General features: G+C 63.5%; 18 protein-coding genes. 12 read left to right on the top strand and 6 right to left on the bottom strand.

Going from position 1 to position 22,967, the window contains the following annotated elements; all coding sequences use genetic code 11:
- Window positions 1-19 precede the first annotated feature (19 nt).
- Genes MOK15_RS16815 through MOK15_RS16800 form a run of 4 tightly spaced genes read left to right on the top strand, consistent with a single transcriptional unit; the run spans window position 20 to window position 4,242 of the window.
- Window positions 20-2,116 carry a TonB-dependent siderophore receptor gene (locus tag MOK15_RS16815; RefSeq protein WP_242932876.1) on the top strand — a complete coding sequence of 699 codons (2,097 nt, stop codon included), beginning with the start codon at window positions 20-22 and terminating at the stop codon, window positions 2,114-2,116.
- Between the two features lie 4 nt (window positions 2,117-2,120).
- Window positions 2,121-2,426 (top strand): ketohydroxyglutarate aldolase, encoded by a 306-nt coding sequence (locus MOK15_RS16810; protein ID WP_242932875.1) that lies wholly within the window; start codon window positions 2,121-2,123, stop codon window positions 2,424-2,426.
- Window positions 2,423-3,919: a PepSY-associated TM helix domain-containing protein gene (locus tag MOK15_RS16805; protein ID WP_242932874.1), complete on the top strand. Its 1,497-nt coding sequence runs from the start codon at window positions 2,423-2,425 to the stop codon at window positions 3,917-3,919. The genes MOK15_RS16810 and MOK15_RS16805 overlap by 4 nt, the downstream gene beginning before the upstream one ends.
- Window positions 3,916-4,242 carry a DUF3325 domain-containing protein gene (locus MOK15_RS16800; RefSeq protein WP_242932873.1) on the top strand — a complete coding sequence of 109 codons (327 nt, stop codon included), beginning with the start codon at window positions 3,916-3,918 and terminating at the stop codon, window positions 4,240-4,242. The genes MOK15_RS16805 and MOK15_RS16800 overlap by 4 nt, the downstream gene beginning before the upstream one ends.
- Window positions 4,243-4,245: 3 nt before the next feature.
- On the opposite strand, the gene MOK15_RS16795 is transcribed toward MOK15_RS16800, so the two are convergent.
- A complete protein-coding gene (locus tag MOK15_RS16795; RefSeq protein ID WP_242932872.1) occupies window positions 4,246-5,607 on the bottom strand; it encodes an ATP-binding protein in 1,362 nt (453 codons plus the stop codon).
- A complete protein-coding gene (locus MOK15_RS16790) occupies window positions 5,604-6,332 on the bottom strand; it encodes a response regulator transcription factor (RefSeq protein ID WP_242932871.1) in 729 nt (242 codons plus the stop codon). The genes MOK15_RS16795 and MOK15_RS16790 overlap by 4 nt, the downstream gene beginning before the upstream one ends.
- A 363-nt stretch (window positions 6,333-6,695) precedes the next feature.
- On the opposite strand from MOK15_RS16790, the gene MOK15_RS16785 reads away from it, so the two are divergent.
- From MOK15_RS16785 to MOK15_RS16775, 3 genes are read left to right on the top strand one after another with little or no spacing between them, the layout of a single operon-like run.
- Window positions 6,696-7,829, top strand: a complete 1,134-nt coding sequence (locus tag MOK15_RS16785) for an efflux RND transporter periplasmic adaptor subunit (RefSeq protein WP_242932870.1) — start codon at window positions 6,696-6,698, stop codon at window positions 7,827-7,829.
- A gap of 10 nt (window positions 7,830-7,839) precedes the next feature.
- Window positions 7,840-10,992: an efflux RND transporter permease subunit gene (locus MOK15_RS16780; protein WP_278254313.1), complete on the top strand. Its 3,153-nt coding sequence runs from the start codon at window positions 7,840-7,842 to the stop codon at window positions 10,990-10,992.
- Window positions 10,992-12,353: an efflux transporter outer membrane subunit gene (locus MOK15_RS16775; RefSeq protein WP_242932869.1), complete on the top strand. Its 1,362-nt coding sequence runs from the start codon at window positions 10,992-10,994 to the stop codon at window positions 12,351-12,353. The genes MOK15_RS16780 and MOK15_RS16775 overlap by 1 nt, the downstream gene beginning before the upstream one ends.
- Window positions 12,354-12,356: 3 nt before the next feature.
- On the opposite strand, the gene MOK15_RS16770 is transcribed toward MOK15_RS16775, so the two are convergent.
- The 4 genes from MOK15_RS16770 to MOK15_RS16755 form a co-directional block, all read right to left on the bottom strand.
- On the bottom strand, window positions 12,357-12,677 hold the full coding sequence (locus MOK15_RS16770) for a type II toxin-antitoxin system RelE/ParE family toxin (protein WP_242932868.1): 321 nt from the start codon (window positions 12,675-12,677) through the stop codon (window positions 12,357-12,359).
- A complete protein-coding gene (locus tag MOK15_RS16765; RefSeq protein ID WP_242932867.1) occupies window positions 12,674-12,907 on the bottom strand; it encodes a type II toxin-antitoxin system ParD family antitoxin in 234 nt (77 codons plus the stop codon). The genes MOK15_RS16770 and MOK15_RS16765 overlap by 4 nt, the downstream gene beginning before the upstream one ends.
- Before the next feature lie 416 nt (window positions 12,908-13,323).
- Window positions 13,324-13,716, bottom strand: coding sequence for a hypothetical protein (locus tag MOK15_RS16760; protein WP_242932866.1), 393 nt, complete (start codon window positions 13,714-13,716; stop codon window positions 13,324-13,326).
- A gap of 602 nt (window positions 13,717-14,318) precedes the next feature.
- Entirely contained in the window at window positions 14,319-15,194 is an 876-nt protein-coding gene (locus MOK15_RS16755; protein WP_242932865.1) for a LysR family transcriptional regulator, read from the bottom strand.
- An 84-nt stretch (window positions 15,195-15,278) separates the two neighbouring features.
- Here MOK15_RS16755 and MOK15_RS16750 point away from each other — a divergent pair, with 84 nt between their 5' ends.
- The 5 genes from MOK15_RS16750 to ilvD all read left to right on the top strand — a co-directional run bounded on the left by MOK15_RS16750 (window position 15,279) and on the right by ilvD (window position 22,966).
- A complete protein-coding gene (locus MOK15_RS16750) occupies window positions 15,279-16,436 on the top strand; it encodes an isovaleryl-CoA dehydrogenase (protein WP_242932864.1) in 1,158 nt (385 codons plus the stop codon).
- Window positions 16,433-18,034, top strand: a complete 1,602-nt coding sequence (locus tag MOK15_RS16745; protein WP_242932863.1) for a carboxyl transferase domain-containing protein — start codon at window positions 16,433-16,435, stop codon at window positions 18,032-18,034. Before MOK15_RS16750 ends, MOK15_RS16745 begins: the two co-directional genes overlap by 4 nt.
- 355 nt (window positions 18,035-18,389) lie before the next feature.
- Window positions 18,390-20,297, top strand: a complete 1,908-nt coding sequence (locus tag MOK15_RS16740; RefSeq protein WP_242932862.1) for an acetyl/propionyl/methylcrotonyl-CoA carboxylase subunit alpha — start codon at window positions 18,390-18,392, stop codon at window positions 20,295-20,297.
- 263 nt (window positions 20,298-20,560) lie between these two features.
- Window positions 20,561-21,013 carry a MaoC family dehydratase gene (locus MOK15_RS16735; protein ID WP_242932861.1) on the top strand — a complete coding sequence of 151 codons (453 nt, stop codon included), beginning with the start codon at window positions 20,561-20,563 and terminating at the stop codon, window positions 21,011-21,013.
- A 102-nt stretch (window positions 21,014-21,115) separates the two neighbouring features.
- On the top strand, window positions 21,116-22,966 hold the full coding sequence (gene ilvD, locus MOK15_RS16730; RefSeq protein WP_242932860.1) for a dihydroxy-acid dehydratase: 1,851 nt from the start codon (window positions 21,116-21,118) through the stop codon (window positions 22,964-22,966).
- The last annotated feature ends 1 nt before the right edge of the window (window position 22,967 follow it).

Raw genomic sequence — 22,967 nt, 5'->3', positions numbered from 1 at the left:
GCACCATAAGGGGAATCACATGCGCCACCATTTGCGCCGTCTGTTGCTAACAGGTGCCGTCGCCATTCTTCCGACCGGCCAGGCGTTGGCGGCGCCGCTCGCCGACGATGCCCCGGTGGACGATTCCAGCATCATCATCACGGGCATCACCAACCAGACCGTTGCATCCACCACCGGCCTCTCCCTGACCCTGCGCGAAACGCCCCAGTCGGTCAGCATCATCGACCGCGCGCGGATCGATGATTTCGCGCTCACCAACGTCAATGACCTGCTTGCGCAGGCGGTGGGCATCAATGTCGAACGGGTCGAAACCGATCGCACCTATTTCAATTCGCGTGGTTTCGACATCACCAACTTTCAGCTCGACGGCATCGGCCTGCCGCTGGTCTGGGGCATCCAGTTCGGCGATCTGGACACCACCCTGTTCGAGAATGTCGAGACGATCCGTGGCGCCAACGCGCTGCTGACCGGCGTCGGCAATCCGTCCGCGACGATCAACTATGTGCGCAAGCGGCCGCTCGACCATTTCCAGGCAAAGGGGTCCGTCCAGCTCGGCTCCTGGGATCTCTGGCGCACGGAAGCCGATATATCGGTGCCGATCACCGACACGGTGGCCGCGCGCGTCACCTACGCCCATCAGGAGCGCGACTCCCATCTCGATTATAACCGCAATAATCGCGACGTGATGAGCGGCATCGTGAGCTGGAAGGTGACGCCGCAGCTTACCGCGACAGCCGGCTACAGCCGCCAGGAAAACAACAGCGACGGCGTGCTGTGGGGGGCGCTGCCACTGCTCTATACCGACGGCACGCGCGTTCCCTATCCGCGCTCGGCCTCCACCTCGGCCGACTGGACCTATTGGGATACGACCGACACCACCGCCTTTGCCGAACTGGCCTATGCCTTCACCAATGGCTGGTCAGTGAAGGGCGTCTTCACCTACAAGCGCCTCGAACAACAGTCCAAGCTGCTCTACGCCTATGGCGCGCCCGATCGGGAAACCGGCCAGGGCGTCTATGGGATGGCCGGGGTTTATCCCTCCGATTATAAGCAATATCTGGGCGATTTCTATGCATCCGGCCCTGTCACCCTGTTCGGCCGGGAACATAGCCTGTCCTTCGGCCTGTCCACCGCCAAGCGCGACGGAGAGGAATGGGCGGGATCGTCGTCCGCCGTCATCGTCTATCCTTCCGTCGATCAATGGGATCAGGGATCGATTGCCGAACCCAGCTTCACCGCCCCTTATCGGGCCGGGTACAGCACCGACAAGCTGACGCGCGCCTATGGCGCGGCGCACGTCAACCTGGCCGACAATCTCAAGGCGGTGGTGGGTGCCAGCGCGATGTGGCTCAAGTCCACCGGCGATTCCTACGGCAGCGACCTTTACCGCAAGGACAGCAAGATCAGCCCCTATCTCGGCTTGGTCGCGGACCTGACATCCCATATCTCGCTCTACGCCAGCTATACCGACATCTATAATCCGCAGACCCAGGTCAATGCGAACAATGTCCGGCTCGATCCCGCCAAGGGCACCGGCATCGAGGCGGGCGTGAAGAGCGAATGGCTGGATGGAAAACTCTACGCCACCGCCGCCATCTTCCGCGCCAAGCAAAAAGGGCTTGCCGAATATGCCGGCATATTCGATGCGGATGGCGCGGGACGGGCGGGCGACAGCTATTATCGCGGAGTCGACACCACCTCCAAGGGGTTTGAGTTGGAGATTGCGGGGCACATCACGGAAAACTGGTCGCTGAGCGGCGGCTATACCTGGCTCGACATCGAAGATCCGGACGGCAACGACACGCGCACTTGGCTGCCGACCCAGACGCTGAAACTGTCCAGCACCTATATGGTGCCGCAGCTCAACGACCTGAAGCTGGGCGCTCAACTGCGCTGGCAGAACGCAATCCACACGGCTGTCGATGTCGGCACTGTCCGGCAGAAAAGCTATGCCGTGCTCGACCTGATGGCCGGCATCCGCGTCGTCGATCATGTCCGGGCCAGCGTCAATGTCCGCAACGTCACCAACACCCGCTATCTCAACAGCCTGATGTGGGGGCAGGCCTATTATGCGCCGCCGCGCAACGTGCTGGCGACGCTCAGCGTGGAGTATTGATGGCATGACGGCCGGGGTGAAGCGGCGGCAGGGCGGTTGGCGCTATCGCGTCAATGTGACGCTGCGCATCCTGGCCGGGACTATCGGCGCCTATCTCGTGGCCGCGCTGGTCGCCGCCATGCTCGCACGCACTTTGCCGATGAGCCGGGCGGAAGCGGTGACGAGCGGCACGATGATCGCCTATCTGGTCATGCCGGCCGTAACGATCTGGGCCTTCCTGGCGCGTGGCCCATGGCGTGCATTGGCAGGCGTGGCGCTGGCCGCGACGCTGCTGGCGTTGCTCACTTGGCTTGCGGGGCCGCCCGCATGAGCGCGGTGCGTGACGGCGTGCGCCAATGCATGGCCTGGCTCCACGGCTGGACCGGGCTATTGCTGGGCCATATCCTCTTCATCATGTGCCTCACCGGCACGTTGACCGTGTTCAAGCCGGAAATCGGTCGCTGGATGCGTCCCGAAACGGTGGCGACCGCTTCGCCCGCCGATGCGATCCTGGCCGCCACCCGCTGGCTGGAGCATAATACCCAGGGTTCGACCGGCTGGTATCTCACCGCGCCCGACGGCCGCGCCAATACGGTGGAGGCAAGCTATGACGGCCGCGGCGCGTATCGCACCCAGGCGCTCGACCCGCTGACCGGCGCACCGGTCGCGCGCGAAACGCTAGGCGGCGAATTTTTCTACCGCCTGCATTTCGAGCTGGAGCTGCCCTATCCCTGGGGTCGGCTCATCGCCTCGCTCGCGGCGATGATGATGCTGGTCGCGCTCGTCACCGGCGTCATCGCGCACAAGCGCATCTTCAAGGACATTTTCACCTTCCGTCCATCCAAGGGACAACGAAGCTGGCTCGACGGCCACAATGCGCTGGGCGTGCTGGCCATACCCTTTCACATCATGATTACCTTCACCGGGCTGCTGACGCTCGCGTCGCTCAACCTGCCCTGGGGCATGGTGTCGGCCTATGGCGAGGATATGGCGACGCTCTATTCCGACCTGACGCCGGGATCGGTCACACGCCCCGCGACGGGGGAAAAAGCGCCACTCGCTCCCATTGCGCCAATGCTCGCACAGGCGCAGCGCTATTTCGGCAGCACGCCGATCAGCCGCGTTTATGTCTTCAATCCCGGCAACAAGGCGGCCGTCGTCGCCGTCTACCCGTCGGACGCGGACGCCATCGGCTTTATGCCCCGCGAGATCAGCTTCGACGGCGCAACCGGAAAACCGCTCAAGACCTGGATCGAGGCGCGACCGGGCATTCGCACCTACCAGACTGTCTATGGCCTCCACATGGCCCGCTTTGCTCCCTCGCTCACCCGTTGGCTCTATTTCCTGGGCGGAACGATGCTGACCCTGACGATCGCGACGGGGATGATATTATGGGTCGTCAAGCGACGCGAACGCGCGCCGCTTTCGATCGGCAACCGCATCCTCGAACGACTGAATGTCGGCGTGCTGACCGGGGTGCCGATCGGCGCTGTCGCCTTCCTGCTTGCCAACCGGCTGCTGCCGCTCGGCCTTGCCGCCCGCGCCGAAGCGGAAGTATCGACCGCACTCTGGTCTACCGGCGCGGCGGTGCTGGTCGGCCTGGCCCTGCCACCCGCGATCGGCTGGCCGACATTGCTCGGCGCGCTCGCCATCACCTGCCTGTCGGCGGCGTTGCTGGGGCCGATCTGGGCGAGCGGCGTGCTGATGGCGACCATCAATCTGCTGCTGCTGGGCATGGCGCTGGCTCTGCTGCCGATCATCCTGCGCCAGTTGCAGCGGAAGCGCGCGCCTGCGCCTGCGCGACGTCGGGCGGTGCCGGCATGATCGCGTCTGCCGGTCTTCTCTATCTCGGCCTGTTCGCGCTGGCTGCGGCCATGGATCGCCACCGCCGGGTGCTGGCCGGGCCATGGCACCGACCCGCCATCGCACCGCTGCTGGCGCCGCTTGGCTGGTGCCTGCTCGCCCTGTCCCTGCTCAGCATCGCGCCAGTGTGGAAGGGCGGCGTGGGCCTTGTCAGTTGGTGCGGCCTGCTGCCGCTCGTCGGCGGTGTGGTGATGCTGGGCCTCACCTACCGTCCCGCCTGGCTACGGCCGGGGCTGGCCGCCGCCGCGCTGCTCATCCTGGCTGGTCTGGTCCTTCGCACCTGACCCTTATTCCTTCATGTCGATAGTGGCGATGACGCCACCATCCTCCGCATTGCGCAGCCGCACGGACGCCTCGAAACTCATCGCCAGCGCACGCGCGATGGTCAGCCCGATGCCGGTGCCGTAGCGCCCGCCGGGCTGACCGCTCTGGCCACGGGTGAAAGGCTCGAACATCTGGTCGATCTGGTCAGCGGCGATACCGGGACCATGGTCGCGCACATGGACCAGCAGCCTGCCGCCCGCCCGCGCGCAACTAATCTCCGCGCTGCCGCCATATTTGACGGCATTGTCGACCAAATTGGCAATGCAGCGTGTAAGCGCATTGGGCTTCACCCGCACCGATCCGCCGCATCCCCCCGAAAAACGCACCGGCGCGCCCAAATCCTGCGCGTCCTCGGCCATGCTGGCGAGCAGCGAGTCGACATCGACGACCGACCATTCCTCCCGCGATTCCGTGCTGCTGGCAAGGTCCAGCCCTTCACGCACCAGCGTCTGCATAGCCTGATGATCGGCCAGCAGCCGCTCGCGCAATTCGACATTCTCCACCAGTTCCAGCCGCAGCCGCATCCGGGTCAGCGGCGTCTGGAGGTCATGGCTGATCGCCGCCAGCAGTTGCGTACGCTCCGCAAAGCCGGCGCGGGCGCGGCGCTGCATCAGGTTGAAGGTAGACAAGGCGGCCCGCACTTCCTCCGGTCCGGTCGCCGGAATCTCCTCCGGGTCGAGCGACAACGAAAATGCCTCCGCCGCCCGTTCCAGCCGCCGCAGCGGCTGGGACACAATCCGTGCAACCAATATCGCCAGTCCCGCCGAAGCGACGATGATGACCAGCAGGTAGAGTGGATTGAAAATGGTGCTGGCCGGCTTGGCGATGCGCGGAAAGGTAAGCGCCATCGCGCGCCGCTGACCGCGAATGTCGGTGAAGCGCACGACCCAGCAGTCCGGCCGCGGCGCGTCGATCAGGCCCGCTGCTCGGTCCTTCCGGTCGCTGGGCGGAAAGCACAGGCCCATCGGAACTTGTCCCGCTTCCGGTTGCGACTGCGGTCCGAACCGGTCTCGCAATGCGGCTCCAAGATCGGTGTCCGGTTCACCGAGCGCGACACCTTCGGGCGCGGGATAGGCGCCGACGATGTTGTGCGCCGCCATCATCGCCTCGACCCGCGCCGGATCGCGTCGCAACCGCGCGGCGATATCGACCGCGCTCGCCACCACGCGCTGCCGTCGCACGCGCTCAAAATCATGATGGCGCGCCTGTTCGGCCACCAGCAGCGCGATGATCGCCGCCACCGACATGCCGATGGTCAGGATCAGGAAAATCTGCCCCGCCATCGTGCCGAAAAAAGCGCGCGCCCGCTGCACCCACGGCATCATGAATAATCGACCCCGCTCGCCAGCACATAGCCTTCGCCGCGCACGGTCAGGATCAATTCGTCTCCGCCCGCGACGGCGGCCAGCTTCTGGCGCAGCCGGCTTACCTGCAGATCGATCGACCGGTCGAAAGCCGCCGTAGCCCGCCGTTCAGGCAACAGCGTCTCGCGCGCCAGCACGACATTCGGTTCCTCGACGAAGCGGCTGAGCAAGCGAAACTCGGCGGACGACAGCATCACCAGTCGTTCGTCGGGCGCGACCAGCCGGCGCTGCTGCAGGTCCAGCCGCCACGGCCCGAAATGCGCGTAGCGCATCGTTCCGTTGCGCGGCGCCGGTTCGCTGCGCGTGCGCCGCAGCAGGTTACGAATGCGCACCAACAACTCGCGCGGCTCGAACGGCTTGGTCAGATAGTCGTCCGCACCCAGTTCCAGCCCCAGCACCCGGTCGATTGCACTGCCACGGGCCGTCACCATGATGATCTGCACGTCCGATCCTTCGGCCCGCAACTCACGGCACAACGACAGGCCGTCGCCATCGGGCAGGTTGAGGTCCAGCACGATCAGGTCGACCGGCTGCTCGCGCAGCGTCTGACGCAGTTCGGCCAGATTGGACGCCGACAGCAACCGGTAATTTTCCTGCCGCAACTGGCCAACGATGAGTTCGCGAATATCCGCATCATCATCGACCACCAGCACCGTGGCGGGCCGGGTAAGGGAAGAATCCACCATGTTTCCTCCCTAGCGCGCCGTTCGCCAAAAGTCTGCGCTCCTTCGCCGTCGATACAGGCTGATACAAAGCGATACCAACATTGGGTGCGTCGCAACTGGCCGAACCAATCGGAAAACAAGTGCCTCTATGATGTGACGGGCAAACTATCGATGAGGACCGTGTCGGCTTCCCTCCGCCGACACAAAGCGGAGCCCTTGCGATGACCCTTCCAGCCATCATGGCCGGAAAACCCGATTGGACAGGCCGGATCGGCCGCGCACATCCCCTCCCCCTCCCTCCCGTGCGCGCGATCCATCCCCTTTCCGCTTCGGGTGGCGTCGCAGGGGCCCGTAATGTTGACATCAAGGACTGACGCCGATCCCATGCCGACTTCTGCCCCTCTTCACAGCCTTCGGGTCGCACCGATTGTCCTGCTCGCACTGCTTGCCGCATGTGGTCAGGACAAGGCTCCTAAAAGAGGACCGGCAGAAGTCGGCGTGGTGACGCTCACCACCCAGAATGTGACGGTCGCGAGCGAACTGCCCGGCCGCACCGTATCGACCATGGTGTCAGAGGTGCGGCCCCAGGTGGCAGGCCTCATCCAGAAGCGCCTCTTCACCGAAGGGTCGATGGTCAACGTCGGTCAGCCGCTTTACCAGATCGACCAGCGCCTCTACCGCGCCTCGCGCGACGAAGCCCTGGCCACGCTCGCCAGTGCGGAGGCGACGGCCGTGGCCGCGCAGGCCAGGGCGCAGCGCTATCGCACCCTTGGGGAGACAGAGGCTGTCAGCGCGCAGGACCGCGACGATGTGACCGCCACCGCGCGCCAGGCCAAGGCGGCCGTGCAGCAGGCCCGCGCCACTTTGCAGACCAGCAACGTCAACCTGGAATTCACCCTTGTCCGCGCGCCGATCAGCGGACGGATCGGGCGCACCCTCTTCACCCCTGGCGCGCTGGTCACAGCCAGCCAGACCAGCCCGCTAACCACTATCCAGCAGCTCGACCCCATCTATGTCGATGTGACCCAGTCGAGCACGCAACTGCTCGCCCTGCGGCGCTCGCTCGCGGCAGGCAGGACGCTCCCGGCCAGCGCCACCATCCGCCTGAAGCTGGACGACGGCACGGACTATCCACTGGAAGGCCGCATCGAATTTGCCGAACCGATCGTCGACGTGAACAGCGGCACCGTGACCTTGCGCGCCCGCTTCCCCAATCCCGACGGGATGTTGCTGCCCGGCATGTTCGTCCGCGTCGTTGCGCCGCAATCGGTCGTGCCCGGCGCCATCCTTGCCCCGCAACAGGGCATCGCCCGTGACCCCAAGGGCAACGCCACCGCCCTGGTCGTGAACAAGGCGAACAAGGTCGAACGCCGCACTGTTACCGCCGCCCAGGCGATCGGGGACAAATGGCTCATCACCACGGGGCTGAAGGCCGGCGACCGGCTGATCGTCGAAGGCACCGACAAGGTGCAGCCCGACGATGTGGTGAAGCCCGTCGCCGTCGCGGCGGCGAAGTAGGAGCTTTCCCTTGCTGAGCCGCTATTTCATCGACCGGCCGATCTTCGCCTGGGTCATCGCCATCGGCATCATGCTGGCGGGCCTGGGCGCGATGCTGTCGCTGCCGATCGCCCAATATCCGGACATCGCGCCTCCCGGCGTCGGCATCAACGCCACCTATCCGGGCGCTTCGGCCGAAACCGTCGAAACCAGCGTTACCCAGGTCATCGAACAGCAGCTTACCGGTATCGACGGCCTGATGTATTTCTCCTCCTCGTCCACCGCGACGGGGCAGTCGCGCATCACCGTCACCTTCGAAAAGGGCACCGATCCCGACACCGCGCAGGTGCAGGTGCAGAACCGCGTGCAACAGGCGCTCAGCCGCCTGCCCAACCCGGTGCAGCAGCAAGGCCTGACCGTCACCAAGCAGCAGACCGACTTCCTGATGCTGGTCGGCCTTTATGATGAGAATGACAGCGCGACCCAGGCGGACATCTCCGACTATCTGGTCAATAATTTCCAGGATTCGATCGCGCGTATCGACGGCATCGGCGCGACCCAGATTTTCGGGTCGCAATATGCGATGCGCGTCTGGCTTGATCCCTACAAGCTCGCGGCGGTCAAGCTGATGCCGTCGGACGTGGAAAGCGCGATCAGGGCGCAGAATATCGAAGTGTCGGCCGGCCAGATCGGCGCCGATCCCGCGCCTGTCGGGCAGCAGATCAACGCCACGGTGACGGCGCGCGCGCGCCTCCAGACCCCCGACCAGTTCCGCAAGATCGTCGTCAAGACGCAGAGCGACGGATCGATCGTCCACCTGTCCGACGTCGCGCGGGTCGAACTGGGCAACGAAAGCTACACCACTTCGGCACGGCTCAACGGCCATCCCGCATCGGGCATGGCGCTACAGCTATCGCCGGGCGCCGATGCGCTCAAGACCGCCGAACTGGTAAAGGCCAGGGTCGCTGAACTGTCGAGCAACCTGCCGCACGGCTACAAGATCGCCTATCCGCGCGACACCACGCCCTTCATCAAACTGTCGGTCGAAGAAGTCATCCAGACGCTGATCGAAGCCGTCTGCCTGGTCGTCGTAGTGATGTTCGTCTTCCTCCAGAGCTGGCGCGCCACTCTGGTCCCCGCCATCGCCGTGCCCGTGGTGTTGCTCGGCACTTTCGGCATTCTTGCCCTCTTCGGCTATTCGATCAACACACTCACGCTGTTCGGCATGGTCCTGTCGATCGGCCTGCTGGTCGACGACGCGATCGTCGTCGTGGAGAATGTCGAACGCATCATGGTAGAGGAAGGGCTTTCCCCCCGCGACGCCACGATCAAGTCGATGGCGGAAATTGGCAGCGCACTGGTCGGCATCGCCCTCGTCCTTTCCGCCGTGCTGCTGCCCATGGCCTTTTTCGGCGGATCGACCGGCGTCATCTATCGGCAATTCTCGATCACCATCGTCTCCTCCATGCTGCTGTCGGTGCTGGTCGCGCTGATCCTTTCCCCCGCGCTCTGTGCCACGCTGCTCAAGGCAACGGACGAGGAAAAACGGCACAAGGGTTGGGCCGGCAAATTCAACCGCTGGTTCGAGCGGATGACCGGCGGCTATATCCGCCGCACCGAAGCAGTGATGGGCCGGCGCAAGCTGTTCTGGGGCCTCTATGTCGTCGTGCTGGCCTTGCTGGTGCTGCTCTTCGTACGCCTGCCTTCCAGCTTCCTGCCGGTCGAGGATCAGGGCCAGGTGATGGTGCAGGTAACGCTCCCCGCCGGCGCAAAGTCCAGCCGCACCAACGCCGCGATCGACCGGGTGCAGAGTTATTTTCTGAACGATGAGAAGGACAATGTCGCCTTCGCCTTCATCATGACCGGGTTCAGTTTCCAGGGGCAGGGCGAAAATGTCGGCCAGGGCTTCATCAACCTTGCCGACTGGAAGGATCGCAAGGGTGCCGCCAACACCGCAGGCGCCATCGCCGGCCGCGCGACCAAGCAGCTTACCGCTATCCGGGACGCGAAAGTGCTGGCGATGACCCCACCCGCCATTCGCGGTCTGGGCCAGTCCAACGGCTTCACCTTCGAACTGCTCAACAGCGGCGGCCTCAGTCGCGAACGCTTCCTGGACCTGCGGAACCAGTTGCTCGCCGCCGCGCAGAAAGATCCCACGCTGGCCGGCGTGCGGGCCGCCTCGCTCGAAGACACGCCTCAGCTCAAGGTCGATATCGATACCGAAAAGCTCGCCGTGCTGGGCCTGACCCAGGCCGATGTCGACGATGTGCTGAGTTCCGCCTGGGGCAGCAGCTATATCAACGATTTCGTCGACCGTGGCCGCGTGAAGCGCGTCTTCATGCAGGCCGATGCCCCCTATCGCGCCCTGCCCAGCGATCTCGACAACTGGATGGTGCGGTCGAGCAGCACCGGCGAGATGGTGCCCTTCTCCGCCTTCGCCTCCACCCACTGGACCATGGGGCCAAGCAGCGTGTCGCGTTTCAACGGCCTCTCTTCCTTCGAAATTCAGGGTCAGGCAGGTGACGGCGCCAGCTCGGGCGAAGCGATGGACCGGATGGTCGAACTGCAAAAGCAGCTCCCCACCGGCACCAGCTATGCCTGGAGCGGCCTGTCCTATCAGGAACAGCTTTCGGGCGGACAGGCGCCCCTGCTCTACGGCCTTTCCGTGCTGGTGGTGTTCCTCTGCCTCGCGGCTCTTTATGAAAGCTGGTCGATCCCGCTGGCGGTGCTGCTGGTGATCCCGCTCGGCCTGATCGGTGCGGTGATCGCAGTGTCGGCGCGTGGGCTGGAGAATAATATCTTCTTCCAGGTCGGGTTGCTAACCACCATGGGCCTCGCCGCCAAGAATGCGATCCTGATCGTCGAGTTCGCCGAACTGGCGCATCATGAGGGCCGCAACGCCTGGGATGCCGCGCTGGAGGCGGCCCGGCTACGCTTTCGTCCGATCCTGATGACCAGCCTTGCCTTCATCGCCGGCGTCATTCCGCTCGCCATCGCGACCGGCGCGGGCGCGCAGAGCCGCGTCGCCATCGGCACGGCGGTAATCGGCGGCATGACCACCGCGACGATCCTCGCCATTTTCTTCGTGCCGCTCTTCTTCCTCACCATCGCCCGCCTCTTCGGCAGCGACAAGCCCAAAGCCGCGCCACCCGCCACTACGTCCGACACTGGAGTCCCCGCATAATGCGCGCGCCTCTTTCGCTAAGCGCCGCGCTCCTGCTCGCCGGCTGCAACCTGGCGCCCCACTATGAGCGCCCGGCCCCGCCAGTGCCCGCGATCCTGCCGACGGGCGAGGCCTATGCACCGCAAGCGGCCGTGCAGGCCGGCTTGCCCTGGACGCGGCTGGTGCAGGACGCGAAGCTCAAAACGGTGATCGAACGGGCGCTGACAAACAATCGCGATCTGCGCGTCGCGCTCGCCAACGTCCAGTCGGCGCGCGCCCAGTATCGCGTCCAGCGGGCGACCCAACTGCCGACCCTCACCGCCGACACCTCGGCCAGTTTCGCGCGGCAGAACGACAGTCGCCAAAACAGCTACAGCGCCGACCTGGGGTTCAGCGCGTTCGAGATCGACCTGTTCGGCCGTTTGCGCAACCTGACGGAATCGGCCCTCCAATCCTATCTCGCGACCGAAGAAGGCGCGCGCGCGACCCGCATCACCCTGATCGCCGAGACCGCGACCGCCTATGCGACGCTGGCCGCGGACCAGGAACTGCTCGCCCTTTCCCGCCAGACGCAAGCGAGCACGCAGCGCACGCTTGACCTCACCCGGTCGCTCAACGCCGCGGGACTTGCCGGCAAACTCGACGTGCATCAGGCCGAAACCGCGGTGGAACAAGCCGCGTCCGACGTAGCCGCCAACATCACTCAGGTCGCGCAGGATCGTAATGCGCTAGACCTGCTTGCAGGTAGCCCGGTTGAAGAGGCGCTGCTCCCCGCCTCGCTGGACAGCCTGATCGCGGGCGTCGCCAGGGTGCCGGCCGGCCTTTCGTCCGACATCCTGCTCCAGCGGCCGGATGTCCTTCAGGCCGAACATCAGCTCAAGGCCGCCAATGCCGACATCGGCGCGGCCCGCGCGGCGATGTTCCCCCGGATCAGCCTGACCTCGGCCATCGGCCTCGCCAGTTCGGCGCTATCCTCCCTGTTCAAGGGCGACGCCTTCGCCTGGTCCGTCGGCCCCTCGGCCAGCCTGCCGATCTTCGGCGGCGCGAACCGCGGCAACCTTGAATATAGCAAGGCGCAGCGCGACCTCTATCTCGCCCAATATGAAAAGGCGATCCAGACCGCTTTCCGGGAAGTGGCGGACGGGCTGGCACGGGATGGGACGATCGACGCGCAACAGGCAGCGCAGCAACGACTGGTGACGGCGAGCGGCCGGGCCTATGACCTTGCCGAACAGCGCTATCGCGCGGGCATCGACCCCTTCCTCACCGCCCTGACCAGCCAGCGGACGCTCTACAGCGCGCGCCAGTCGGCGATCGCGACCGACCTGGCCCTGGTCAGCAATCATATCCTCCTCTACCGCGTCATCGGCGCGGACCAGTAGGATTCACGTCTCGCCGAGCCAGCCGGCAATATCGCGCCGGGCGCGGAGGATGCGCCAGACGTCGATATGATCCGGCTGCTCGACATAGAAAATCAGATAGGGAAAGCGACTGATGCTTCGGCTGCGCAGACCCGGCAGGTCCAGTTCATGGGCGTAGCGCGGCGATCCGGCGCCCGGTCGCGAAGACAGGGCGGCATAGTTTGCCTCCAGCGCATCGACGAAACGCAGAGCAACGTCGGCCCCCGCGTCCTGCAGATAATGATCGACAATCAGTGAAATGTCGGCCTGCGCGCGGGCGCGCGGCACGACGGGCTTGCCGCTCACCCTGTAGCGGCGATACGATCGCGCAATGCGTCGAAATAGCGCCGATCCACCGGTTCGCCCGGCACACTGGCCGCGCCCTCGATCAGCATTGCGCGCAGCGCCTCCCGATCCCGGTCCTTACGGATCAGGGCACGGACATATTCACTGCTGGTGCTATAGCCGCGCCCGGCCACCTGCTCATCAACGAAGGTCTTGAGCGTTTCGGGCAGCGAGATGTTCATCGTGCTCATCCCCCAGACGTTAGAGGATTGGCAAAAATTGGCAAGACTGGCAGGGCAATATCAAGCTGCGTAGAGAATGACCCATCAAGATCGACCGGTTGCTGTTCCCCGGCCCTTCGACTGGCTGCTTGCAGCAGGCGCTCAGGATAAACTTCGGCCGTAGGCCGAAGGCCAGGGAACTAGGACCGATCGACATTCAGGTCAAAGCAGAAGCCTCAACCTCATTTTCAACGTCATGCCGGACTTGATCCGGCATGACAGCTTGGAAAGCGCCTAAAACTGTGAATGTCGATCCGCCCTCGTCTACATGAATTCTCATCAACCTATCTTGGTGTAATAATCGGCAACAGGGCATAGTAACCGGCGCAAAGCCGTACTCCACCGTATCATTTCATGCCCGCCTCTTCTCTCCGATAACGCTTATGCTATAATTGACGCATAAGAAGATGGAGAGGACCATGCTGTTTTTGGCGCGGTGTCTGGATTGGCTTTGCCGGGCCTTTGCGTCCGGCGTGCAGGATGAATTGCGCCTCAATCAATTGATCTGCCCGCTGGCGCGCCATAAGCAGAATGATGACGCAGCGCACCGGCGCTGATTTCCTTCTCCCATTGGCAATGCTGATACATTGCCATTCCGCCCAGGATTTGGTGCGCTGTCTTGCACCTTGATATGCGGCCATAAAAAAAACGGACCGATCCGAAGACCAGCCCGCGAAAGTTTTAGGAGAGGATGCCTGAAAGGCACGTTCCTTCTGACTTGAACGACATTCTGCTGCAATTGCGAAAAACCTTCTCGCGATTGCAAAAACTGCATCCATGACAGAATGCAACGCTTTCCGTAGCGTCAATCTCACCCGCCATCGCCCGAGCGATGCAGATTGGAGAGTTTTCCATGCGAATCGCTTCATCGACTTTTGATTCGTCGCAAAATGGTCCGCCATTAGAGCACGCTGCGTTAAATCGAGATCACCTTACCTCCGTTCGCCCTGAGCTTGTCGAAGCTTCAAACGAGTCACGTGCCTCGTTTGAACCTGAGTGCCTGCCTTGGCAGGCAGTCGAAGGGGGCCATTCTTTCTTGAAGAGAAGGGCGGGGCTTCGACAAGCTCTCCTGAGCGTGTCGAAGCCCCGAACGGTTCTTATTTAAAGCTCGATGCTCTAGCGCCAATCGACATTCAGGTTGAGGCGGAAACTTCACCCCTATTTTCAACGTCATGCCGGGCTTGATCCGGCATCCAGGGCCACAAAGGGCAGTACCTGCGACTCTGGATACCGGATCGAGCGTGCCTGAGCCTGTCGAAGGGTCCGGCATGACGGCGCAGGAATCACATAAAAGGGTAAATGTCGATCCGCCCTAATTTCAGGATCGGGACGAAATGCATTCCATTTGTGCATGGCATCCGATTTTCAACGGCACCGACCGTCAGGTGCCCTCGCCCATCACCGTGCGCGCCGCCGCCACGATCGCGGGCGGCGATGCCGCCAGCGCCTCAGCCGTTGCGGCATAGGCCAGGCCAACCGTTCGCTGGAGATCGAACCCCGCCAGCTTCGGCCGCGCGACATGCTGCGCCAGATAGCTTTCAGGCATCAACGTGATCCCCACTCCCGCCGCGACCATTTCCATCACCCGCTCGTCATTGACCGATCGGTAAGCAAAATGCGGCCGCACGCCGCGTTCGGTGAAGAAGCGGCTGGTTTCCGACAGCGCCTCGCAATGGCGCCGCACGATCATCACATCCTCATTCAGCGTCTCGGCCGCAACCGACGCCTGCCCTGCCGCCGGGTGATCGACCGGCACCGCCAGTGCATAACCCTCCCGCCGTAGTGGCTCCTCCAGGAAGCGGTCGCTCCCCCGCTCCACCAGGGTCAGCGCGCAATCGACCCGCCCGCGCGCGACATGGCCCAGCAATTCCCGCTCCGTCCCCTCGACCAGTTCCAGCCGCGCCGTCGGATCGATCCGGCGCGCTTCCCGCGCGATCCTTGCGATGGTCGCGCCGGGCAGGCTCTTCAGCACGCCCATGCGCGTCAACGGTCCCTGCGCCGCGCCCGCCATCGCCTGCTGCGCGAGGTTGAACTCCCCCTCGATCCGCCGCGCATGGGCCAGCAGGCGCGATCCCGCCTGGGTCAGTTCGACCCGATGGCCCGATCGAAGGAACAAGGGGCCACCCAATGCGCGTTCCAGCTTGGCGATGCCGACCGACAGGGTGGGCTGCGCGACATTGCAATGGGCGGCCGCGCGTGAAAAATTGCCCTGATCGACCACGGCCAGGAAATAGCGAAGCTGATAGCGCTCGATCATAGATATTATCTATAACGGACCTCAAAATATTTCAATTTTGAATCGAGCGACGGTTACGCTAGCGCTTGGGGAAAGGAGAGGCCAATGAGCAATTTCGACTTCGCGCTGGGCGAAATGGCGGACATGATCCGGGAAAGCACCGCCCGCTTCGCCGCAGACCGGATCGCCCCGCTCGCGGCGGAAATCGACGCGAAGGACTGGTTCCCTCGCGATCTCTGGCCCGAAATGGGCGCGCTCGGCCTGCACGGCATCACCGTGGAGGAGGAATTTGGCGGCCTCGGCCTCGGCTATCTCGAACATGTCGTCGCACAGGAGGAAGTCGCCCGCGCCTCCGCCTCGATCGGGCTCAGCTATGGCGCCCACTCCAACCTCTGCGTCAATCAGATCCGCCGCTGGGGCAATGCCGAACAGAAAGCGAAATATCTCCCCAGGCTCATCTCCGGCGAGCATGTTGGCAGCCTCGCCATGTCGGAAGCGGGCGCAGGCTCCGACGTGATCTCGATGAAGCTCAAGGCGGAGAAGAAGGGCGACCGCTACATCCTGAACGGCACGAAATTCTGGATCACCAACGCCACGCACGCCGACACGCTCGTCGTCTACGCCAGGACCGGTCCAAGTGATTCCCCCTCATCGAAGGGGATCACCACCTTCCTGATCGAAAAGGACATGAAGGGCTTTTCGATCGGTCAGAAAATCGACAAGGTCGGGATGCGCGGCTCCCCCACCGCCGAACTGATCTTCGACGATTGCGCGGTGCCGGAAGAGAATATCATGGGGGCGCTCAATGGCGGCGCGGCCGTGCTGATGTCCGGTCTCGACTATGAACGCACCGTCCTTGCGGGCATTCAGCTCGGCATTATGCAAGCCTGTCTCGACACCGTCCTCCCCTATGTCCGCGAACGCCAGCAGTTCGGCCGGCCGATCGGCGCCTTCCAGTTGATGCAGGCCAAGATCGCCGACATGTATGTCGCGCTCAATTCGGCGCGCGCCTATGTCTATGCCGTCGCCCGCGCCTGCGACGCTGGCCGGACGACCCGCTTCGACGCGGCCGGCGTGATCCTGCTCGCCAGCGAAAATGCGATGAAGGTCGCGCTGGAGGCGGTGCAGGCACTGGGCGGCGCGGGCTATACGAAGGACTGGCCGGTCGAACGCTATATGCGCGACGCCAAGCTGCTGGACATCGGCGCCGGCACCAACGAAATCCGCCGGATGCTCATCGGCCGGGAGTTGATCGGGGTATGACCGCACCAATCCTCGACACAAAACTCGCCCCCGACGGCGAAGACTTCCGCGCCAATGCCGTACATAATTGCGCGCTGGCCGAGGAATTGCGCGCGAAAGTCGCCGCCGCCGCGCAGGGCGGATCATCCGCCGCCCGCGACAAGCATGTCGCCCGCGGCAAATTGCTCCCCCGCGATCGCGTGGAACGGCTGCTCGACCCCGGCTCGCCCTTCCTGGAAGTCGGTCAGCTCGCCGCAAACGGCATGTATCATGACGAAGTGCCCGGCGCCGGCATCATCGCCGGCATCGGCCGCGTTTCCGGCCGGCAGGTGATGATCGCCTGCAACGACGCGACGGTGAAGGGCGGCACCTATTATCCGCTGAGCGTCAAGAAACATCTGCGCGCGCAGGAAATCGCGCTCGAAAATCGGCTTCCCTGCATCTACCTGGTCGACAGCGGCGGCGCCAACCTGCCCAACCAGGCGGAGGTCTTTCCCGATCGCGACCATTTCGGCCGCATCTTCTACAATCAGGCGAACCTGTCCGCGCGCGGCATCCCGCAGATAGCCTGCGTCATGGGCAGTTGCACCGCGGGCGGCGCCTATGTCCCGGCCATGTCCGACGAAACGGTGATCGTCCGCAACCAGGGCACCATCTTCCTCGCCGGCCCGCCGCTGGTGCAGGCGGCCACGGGCGAAGTCATCAGCGCGGAGGAGCTGGGCGGCGGCGACCTGCATGGCCGCAAGTCGGGCGTGGTCGATCATGTCGCCGAAAGCGACGACCATGCGCTGACCATCGTGCGCGACATCGTCTCGACGCTTCAGCCCGACCGCAAGCCGGACCTCAACCTGCGCGATCCCCGCCCGCCCCGCTATAACGCAGCCGACCTCTACGGCATCATCCCCAACGATGTCCGCGCGCCCTATGACGTGCGCGAAGTCATCGCCCGCCTCGTCGACGGCAGCGAGCTTCACGAGTTCAAGCCGCTCTACGGCGCCACGCTGGTTTGCGGCTTCGCCCATATCTGGGGGATGCCGGTGGCGATCCTGGCGAATAACGGCGTCCTCTTCAGCGAAAGCGCGCTGAAAGGCGCGCATTTCATCGAACTGGCCTGCCAGCGGCGCATCCCCTTGCTCTTCCTCCAGAATATTTCCGGCTTCATGGTCGGCGGCAAATATGAAGCGGAAGGGATCGCCAAGAACGGCGCCAAGCTCGTCACTGCCGTCGCCACGGCGCAGGTGCCCAAGGTGACGGTCCTGATCGGCGGCAGCTTCGGCGCCGGCAATTACGGCATGTGCGGGCGCGCCTATCAGCCGCGCTTCCTCTTCACCTGGCCCAATGCCCGCATCAGCGTGATGGGCGGCGAGCAGGCCGCGAGCGTGCTTGCCACCGTCCATCGCGACGCGGCGAAATGGACGGCGGAGGAGGCCGAAGCCTTCAAGGCGCCGATCCGCCAGAAATATGAGGATGAGGGCAATCCCTATTACGCCACTGCCCGCCTGTGGGACGACGGCGTCATCGACCCTGCCCAGACCCGCGACGTGCTGGGCCTCGCCTTCGCCGCCGCGCTGAACGCCCCGGTCGACGACCGGGCGCAGTTCGGCATTTTCAGGATGTGATTATGTTTTGGCCAGCGCCCGATGAAACAAATGGATCATGTTCTCGACCCGGCATCTACCGATTCACCATTGAAGGCGAAGGCCTTTATGTAGGGCGCTTCACTAGGGCTTCGCGTGTTCTTCGAGAATATACAAAAAATGTTCAAAAGTTGCGAGATAGTCTCCCTTATCGGCCGCAAAATCGAAACGGATTCCGATATGTACATCTCGCTCTTTACCGAGCTGTGATGGACGGTCGAACAGTCCATCTCGAAATTCTGGAAAATGTTGAGCCAAGCCGCTTGAACGAGCGAGAACGCCATTGGATTGAACAAATCTCGCCAGAATTGAGACTTAACGGTAGGAGACGTCCGCGATGATCACCTCCCTCCTCATCGCCAATCGCGGCGAGATCGCCTGCCGGATCATCCGCACCGCGCGAAAGATGGGCGTCCGCACCGTCGCCGTCTATTCGGATGCCGATGCCGACGCCCTTCATGTCCGCGATGCCGATGAAGCCGTGCATATCGGCCCCTCCCCCGCGCGCGAATCCTATCTGGTCGGCGAAAAAATCATCGCCGCCGCGCACCAGACCGGCGCGCAGGCGATCCATCCCGGCTATGGCTTCCTCAGCGAAAATGCAGCGTTCGCGCAGGCGGTGATCGACGCCGGGCTGATCTGGGTCGGCCCGAACCCGTCCAGCATCACCGCCATGGGCCTGAAAGACGCCGCCAAGAAGCTGATGAGCCAAGCGGGCGTTCCCACCACGCCGGGCTATCTGGGCGAAGACCAGTCGCCTGGGCGCCTCGCCGCCGAAGCCGACGTGATCGGCTATCCCGTCCTCATCAAGGCGGTGGCGGGCGGCGGCGGCAAGGGGATGCGCAAGGTGGACGGCCCCGCCGACTTTGCCGACGCCCTCACCTCCTGCCGGCGGGAAGCCGCTTCCAGCTTCGGCAACGACGCTGTCCTGCTGGAAAAATGGATCACCAACCCGCGCCATATCGAAGTGCAGGTTTTCGGCGACAACCACGGCAATGTCGTCCACCTGTTCGAACGCGACTGTTCGCTTCAGCGACGGCACCAGAAGGTGATCGAGGAAGCGCCCGCGCCTGGCATGGACGAAGCCACGCGAGAGGCTATCTGTACGGCGGCGGTGCGCGCGGCGCAGGCGGTCGATTATGTCGGCGCAGGCACGATCGAGTTCATCGCCGACGGCTCCGATGGCCTGCGCGCTGACCGCATCTGGTTCATGGAAATGAATACCAGGCTTCAGGTCGAGCATCCAGTAACGGAGGAAATCACCGGTCAGGATCTGGTCGAATGGCAGTTGCGCGTTGCGTCGGGCGAACCGCTGCCGAAGAAGCAGCATGAACTGTCGATCAACGGTTGGGCCATGGAAGCGCGCCTTTACGCCGAAAATCCGGCGACCGGTTTCCTACCATCGACGGGACAGCTTGATCATCTCGCATTGCCATCGAACGAACGTATCGAAACTGCGGTTGAAGAACGGGATGTCATCTCGCCCTTTTATGACCCGATGATCGCCAAGATCGTCAGTTGGGGACAAGATCGATCCGAAGCCTTGGCTGACCTGCAAATTGCCTGCGGTGCGGTTGAGTGTGAACCGGTCAAGACGAATGCATGGTTCCTTCGTCGGCTGCTCGATGAACCAGCCTTCGAGAAAGGCAATGTGACCACGGCCTTCATCGGCGATCATATCGACAGCTTGTGCGCCACGCCTGTTCCCTCGAACGCCCTGCTACAATATGTCGCAGACGATCTTGCGTTCAGCAGCGCCCATATGGCCGATCGGTGGGGCAGTCCAAAATTTGAGCTGAACAAGACCTGCTTCGGCTTTCGCCTGAATGCGCCAGCCAACCGCGCCGTGCGTCTGCGGGTTGACGGTGCCGAGGCCGAAATTCTGGTTGGCGATAAGGCTATATGGAATGACTATGCCCGTACCAGCGTCAGCAACGGACGTGGAACCACCTATTTCGAAAATGGTGCGAGTTTCGTCATAGCCGTCAACCGCCATGACGGAGCTGCCACCGGCGCAGCCTCCGACGGCGCGATCCTCTCGCCCATGCCCGGCCGCATCATCGCGGTCTCAGTGGCGGCGGGCGATAGCGTGACCAAGGGCCAGAAACTGCTGACGCTCGAAGCGATGAAGATGGAACATAGCCTCGTCGCGCCCTTCGACGGCATCGTCGCGGACATCAACGCTACCGAGGGCGGGCAAGTCAGCGAAGGCGTGCTGCTGGTGAAGATCGAGAAGGCTGACTAGTGCGGATCGACCTTCACAGTTTTAGGCACTTCCCAAGCCGTCATGCCGGACTTGATCCGGCATGACATTGAAAATGAGGCTTAGGATTCTGCTTCAATCTGAATGTCGATCGGCGCTAGTGCATTCGCTCCACTAGCGCCTGTCCTACAGGCTACCCTCCGGGCTATACTGTCATCAGACGATCAAGATTATAATATAATTTCCTACATTTGACATGAAATGTCGAAATTTGCAGGAAATGTGCGAAGTTAAGGGAAAGCGCCATGGCGGGACGGCATTTCGATCAGTGGAAAATCGGCGACACCGTCGCCCACGATATCCGCCGCACGGTAACGGAGACGGACAACCTCCTTTTTACCACGATGACCCATAATCCGCAGCCTTTGCACCTCGACGCCGAGTTCGCGAAGAACAGCGAGTTCGGCCAGATCCTCGTCAACGGCACCTTCACCTTCGCGCTGATGATCGGCCTGTCGGTCGGTGACACCACGCTGGGCACGCTGATCGCCAATCTGGGATATGACAAGCTGGTGATGCCCAAGCCCGTCTTCATCGGCGACACGCTGCGTTGCGAAACGGACGTCACCGACCTCAAGCCCAGCAAATCCCGCCCCGGCGCGGGCATCGTTACCTTCACCCACCGCCTGCTCAACCAGCGCGACGAGATCGTATGCCAGTGCCTGCGCATGGCGCTGCTCCAGGGCAGCGGCACGTGACGCAAGAAAATGGCGCAATGACTCCATAAAAGGAATAATATGTTTCACAGGCTGGCCGCAGCCTGTAGAGGGGCCGCGATATTTTCCTGAAGGATCCGAGTCATGCCTGCCTATCGTTCCCGTACCACCACCCACGGCCGTAACATGGCCGGCGCGCGCGGCCTGTGGCGCGCGACGGGGATGAAGGACGAGGATTTCGGCAAGCCGATCATCGCCATCGCCAACAGCTTCACCCAGTTCGTGCCGGGCCATGTCCATCTGAAGGATCTGGGCCAGCTCGTCGCGCGCGAGATTGAAGCGGCAGGCGGCGTCGCCAAGGAATTCAACACCATCGCGGTCGATGACGGCATCGCCATGGGCCATGGCGGGATGCTCTATTCGCTGCCCAGCCGTGATCTGATCGCCGACAGCGTCGAATATATGGTCAACGCCCACTGCGCCGACGCGATCGTCTGCATCTCCAATTGCGACAAGATCACGCCCGGCATGTTGATGGCCGCGATGCGCCTCAACATCCCCGTCGTCTTCGTGTCGGGTGGACCGATGGAAGCGGGCAAGACCATCGTGCGCGGCAAGAAGGTCGCGCTCGATCTGGTTGACGCCATGGTCGTCGCCGCCGACGACAGCTACACGGATGAGGAAGTGCAGACCATCGAGCGGTCAGCCTGCCCCACCTGCGGCAGTTGTTCGGGCATGTTCACCGCCAATTCGATGAACTGCCTGACCGAAGCGCTGGGCCTGTCGCTGCCGGGCAACGGATCGACGCTGGCGACCCATGCCGATCGCGAGCGGCTGTTCCGGGAAGCCGGCCATGTCATCGTCGACATCACGAAGCGCTATTATGAGCAGGATGACGACAGCGTCCTGCCGCGCAACATCGCCAGTTTCGCCGCGTTCGAAAATGCGATGAGCCTCGACATCGCCATGGGCGGCTCCACCAACACGGTGCTGCACCTGCTGGCCGCCGCCTATGAGGGCGGAGTCGACTTCACCATGGCTGATATCGATCGCCTGTCGCGCCGCGTCCCCTGCCTGTGCAAGGTCGCGCCCGCCAAGCAGGACGTGCATATGGAGGATGTCCACCGCGCCGGCGGCATCATGGCCATCCTGGGCGAACTGGAACGCGCGGGCCTGATCGACGCCAGCCTGCCGACCGTCCATGCCCCCACCATGGCCGCCGCGCTCGCCCGTTGGGACATCGGCCGCACCAATAGCGAGGAAGTACGCAACTTCTACCGGGCCGCGCCCGGTGGCGTGCCGACCCAGACCGCGTTCAGCCAGTCGGAGCGCTGGGAAGAACTGGACATTGATCGCGAAAAGGGCGTGATCCGATCGGCCGAACATCCCTTTTCCAAGGATGGCGGCCTGGCCGTCCTGTTCGGCAATCTCGCACCCGAAGGCTGCATCGTGAAGACGGCGGGCGTGGACGACAGCATCCTCGTCTTCCACGGCACCGCGCGCGTCTATGAAAGCCAGGACGCGGCAGTCGCGGGCATATTGGGCAATGAGGTGAAGGCGAACGACGTCGTCGTCATCCGCTACGAAGGGCCGAAGGGCGGGCCGGGGATGCAGGAAATGCTCTACCCGACCAGCTATTTGAAGTCGAAGGGGCTGGGCAAAGCCTGCGCGCTCATCACTGACGGGCGGTTTTCGGGCGGCACGTCGGGCCTGTCGATCGGCCATGTCTCGCCCGAGGCGGCCGAAGGTGGCCTGATTGCGCTGGTGCAGACCGGCGACCCGATCGTCATCGACATCCCCGCCCGCGTCATCAAGGTCGACCTGGACGACGCCATCCTCGCCGAACGCCGCGCGGAGATGGAAGCGCGCGGCGCAAAGGCCTGGAAACCCTTCGGTCGCAAGCGCGAAGTGTCTCCGGCGCTGCGCGCCTATGCCGCGATGACCACCAATGCCGCCAAGGGCGCGGTCCGCGACATCAGCCAGATCGAGCGCTAAG

Origin of the sequence: Sphingobium sp. BYY-5, from assembly GCF_022758885.1 — a bacterium.
In the GTDB taxonomy this organism is placed as follows: Bacteria; Pseudomonadota; Alphaproteobacteria; order Sphingomonadales; family Sphingomonadaceae; genus Sphingobium.
The sequence above is the reverse complement of the archived record's forward strand: the minus strand, read 5'-3'. Positions and strand labels throughout refer to the sequence as shown.

What these genes read in the sequence shown, in the direction of transcription:
- MOK15_RS16815 (WP_242932876.1), top strand. Translation starts at nt 20, where the DNA reads ATGCGCCACCATTTGCGCCGTCTGTTGCTAACAGGTGCCGTCGCCATT.
- MOK15_RS16810 (WP_242932875.1), top strand. Translation starts at nt 2,121, where the DNA reads ATGACGGCCGGGGTGAAGCGGCGGCAGGGCGGTTGGCGCTATCGCGTC.
- MOK15_RS16805 (WP_242932874.1), top strand. Translation starts at nt 2,423, where the DNA reads ATGAGCGCGGTGCGTGACGGCGTGCGCCAATGCATGGCCTGGCTCCAC.
- MOK15_RS16800 (WP_242932873.1), top strand. Translation starts at nt 3,916, where the DNA reads ATGATCGCGTCTGCCGGTCTTCTCTATCTCGGCCTGTTCGCGCTGGCT.
- MOK15_RS16795 (WP_242932872.1), bottom strand. Translation starts at nt 5,607, where the DNA reads ATGATGCCGTGGGTGCAGCGGGCGCGCGCTTTTTTCGGCACGATGGCG.
- MOK15_RS16790 (WP_242932871.1), bottom strand. Translation starts at nt 6,332, where the DNA reads ATGGTGGATTCTTCCCTTACCCGGCCCGCCACGGTGCTGGTGGTCGAT.
- MOK15_RS16785 (WP_242932870.1), top strand. Translation starts at nt 6,696, where the DNA reads ATGCCGACTTCTGCCCCTCTTCACAGCCTTCGGGTCGCACCGATTGTC.
- MOK15_RS16775 (WP_242932869.1), top strand. Translation starts at nt 10,992, where the DNA reads ATGCGCGCGCCTCTTTCGCTAAGCGCCGCGCTCCTGCTCGCCGGCTGC.
- MOK15_RS16765 (WP_242932867.1), bottom strand. Translation starts at nt 12,907, where the DNA reads ATGAGCACGATGAACATCTCGCTGCCCGAAACGCTCAAGACCTTCGTT.
- MOK15_RS16760 (WP_242932866.1), bottom strand. Translation starts at nt 13,716, where the DNA reads ATGGATGCAGTTTTTGCAATCGCGAGAAGGTTTTTCGCAATTGCAGCA.
- MOK15_RS16755 (WP_242932865.1), bottom strand. Translation starts at nt 15,194, where the DNA reads ATGATCGAGCGCTATCAGCTTCGCTATTTCCTGGCCGTGGTCGATCAG.
- MOK15_RS16750 (WP_242932864.1), top strand. Translation starts at nt 15,279, where the DNA reads ATGAGCAATTTCGACTTCGCGCTGGGCGAAATGGCGGACATGATCCGG.
- MOK15_RS16745 (WP_242932863.1), top strand. Translation starts at nt 16,433, where the DNA reads ATGACCGCACCAATCCTCGACACAAAACTCGCCCCCGACGGCGAAGAC.
- MOK15_RS16740 (WP_242932862.1), top strand. Translation starts at nt 18,390, where the DNA reads ATGATCACCTCCCTCCTCATCGCCAATCGCGGCGAGATCGCCTGCCGG.
- MOK15_RS16735 (WP_242932861.1), top strand. Translation starts at nt 20,561, where the DNA reads ATGGCGGGACGGCATTTCGATCAGTGGAAAATCGGCGACACCGTCGCC.
- ilvD (WP_242932860.1), top strand. Translation starts at nt 21,116, where the DNA reads ATGCCTGCCTATCGTTCCCGTACCACCACCCACGGCCGTAACATGGCC.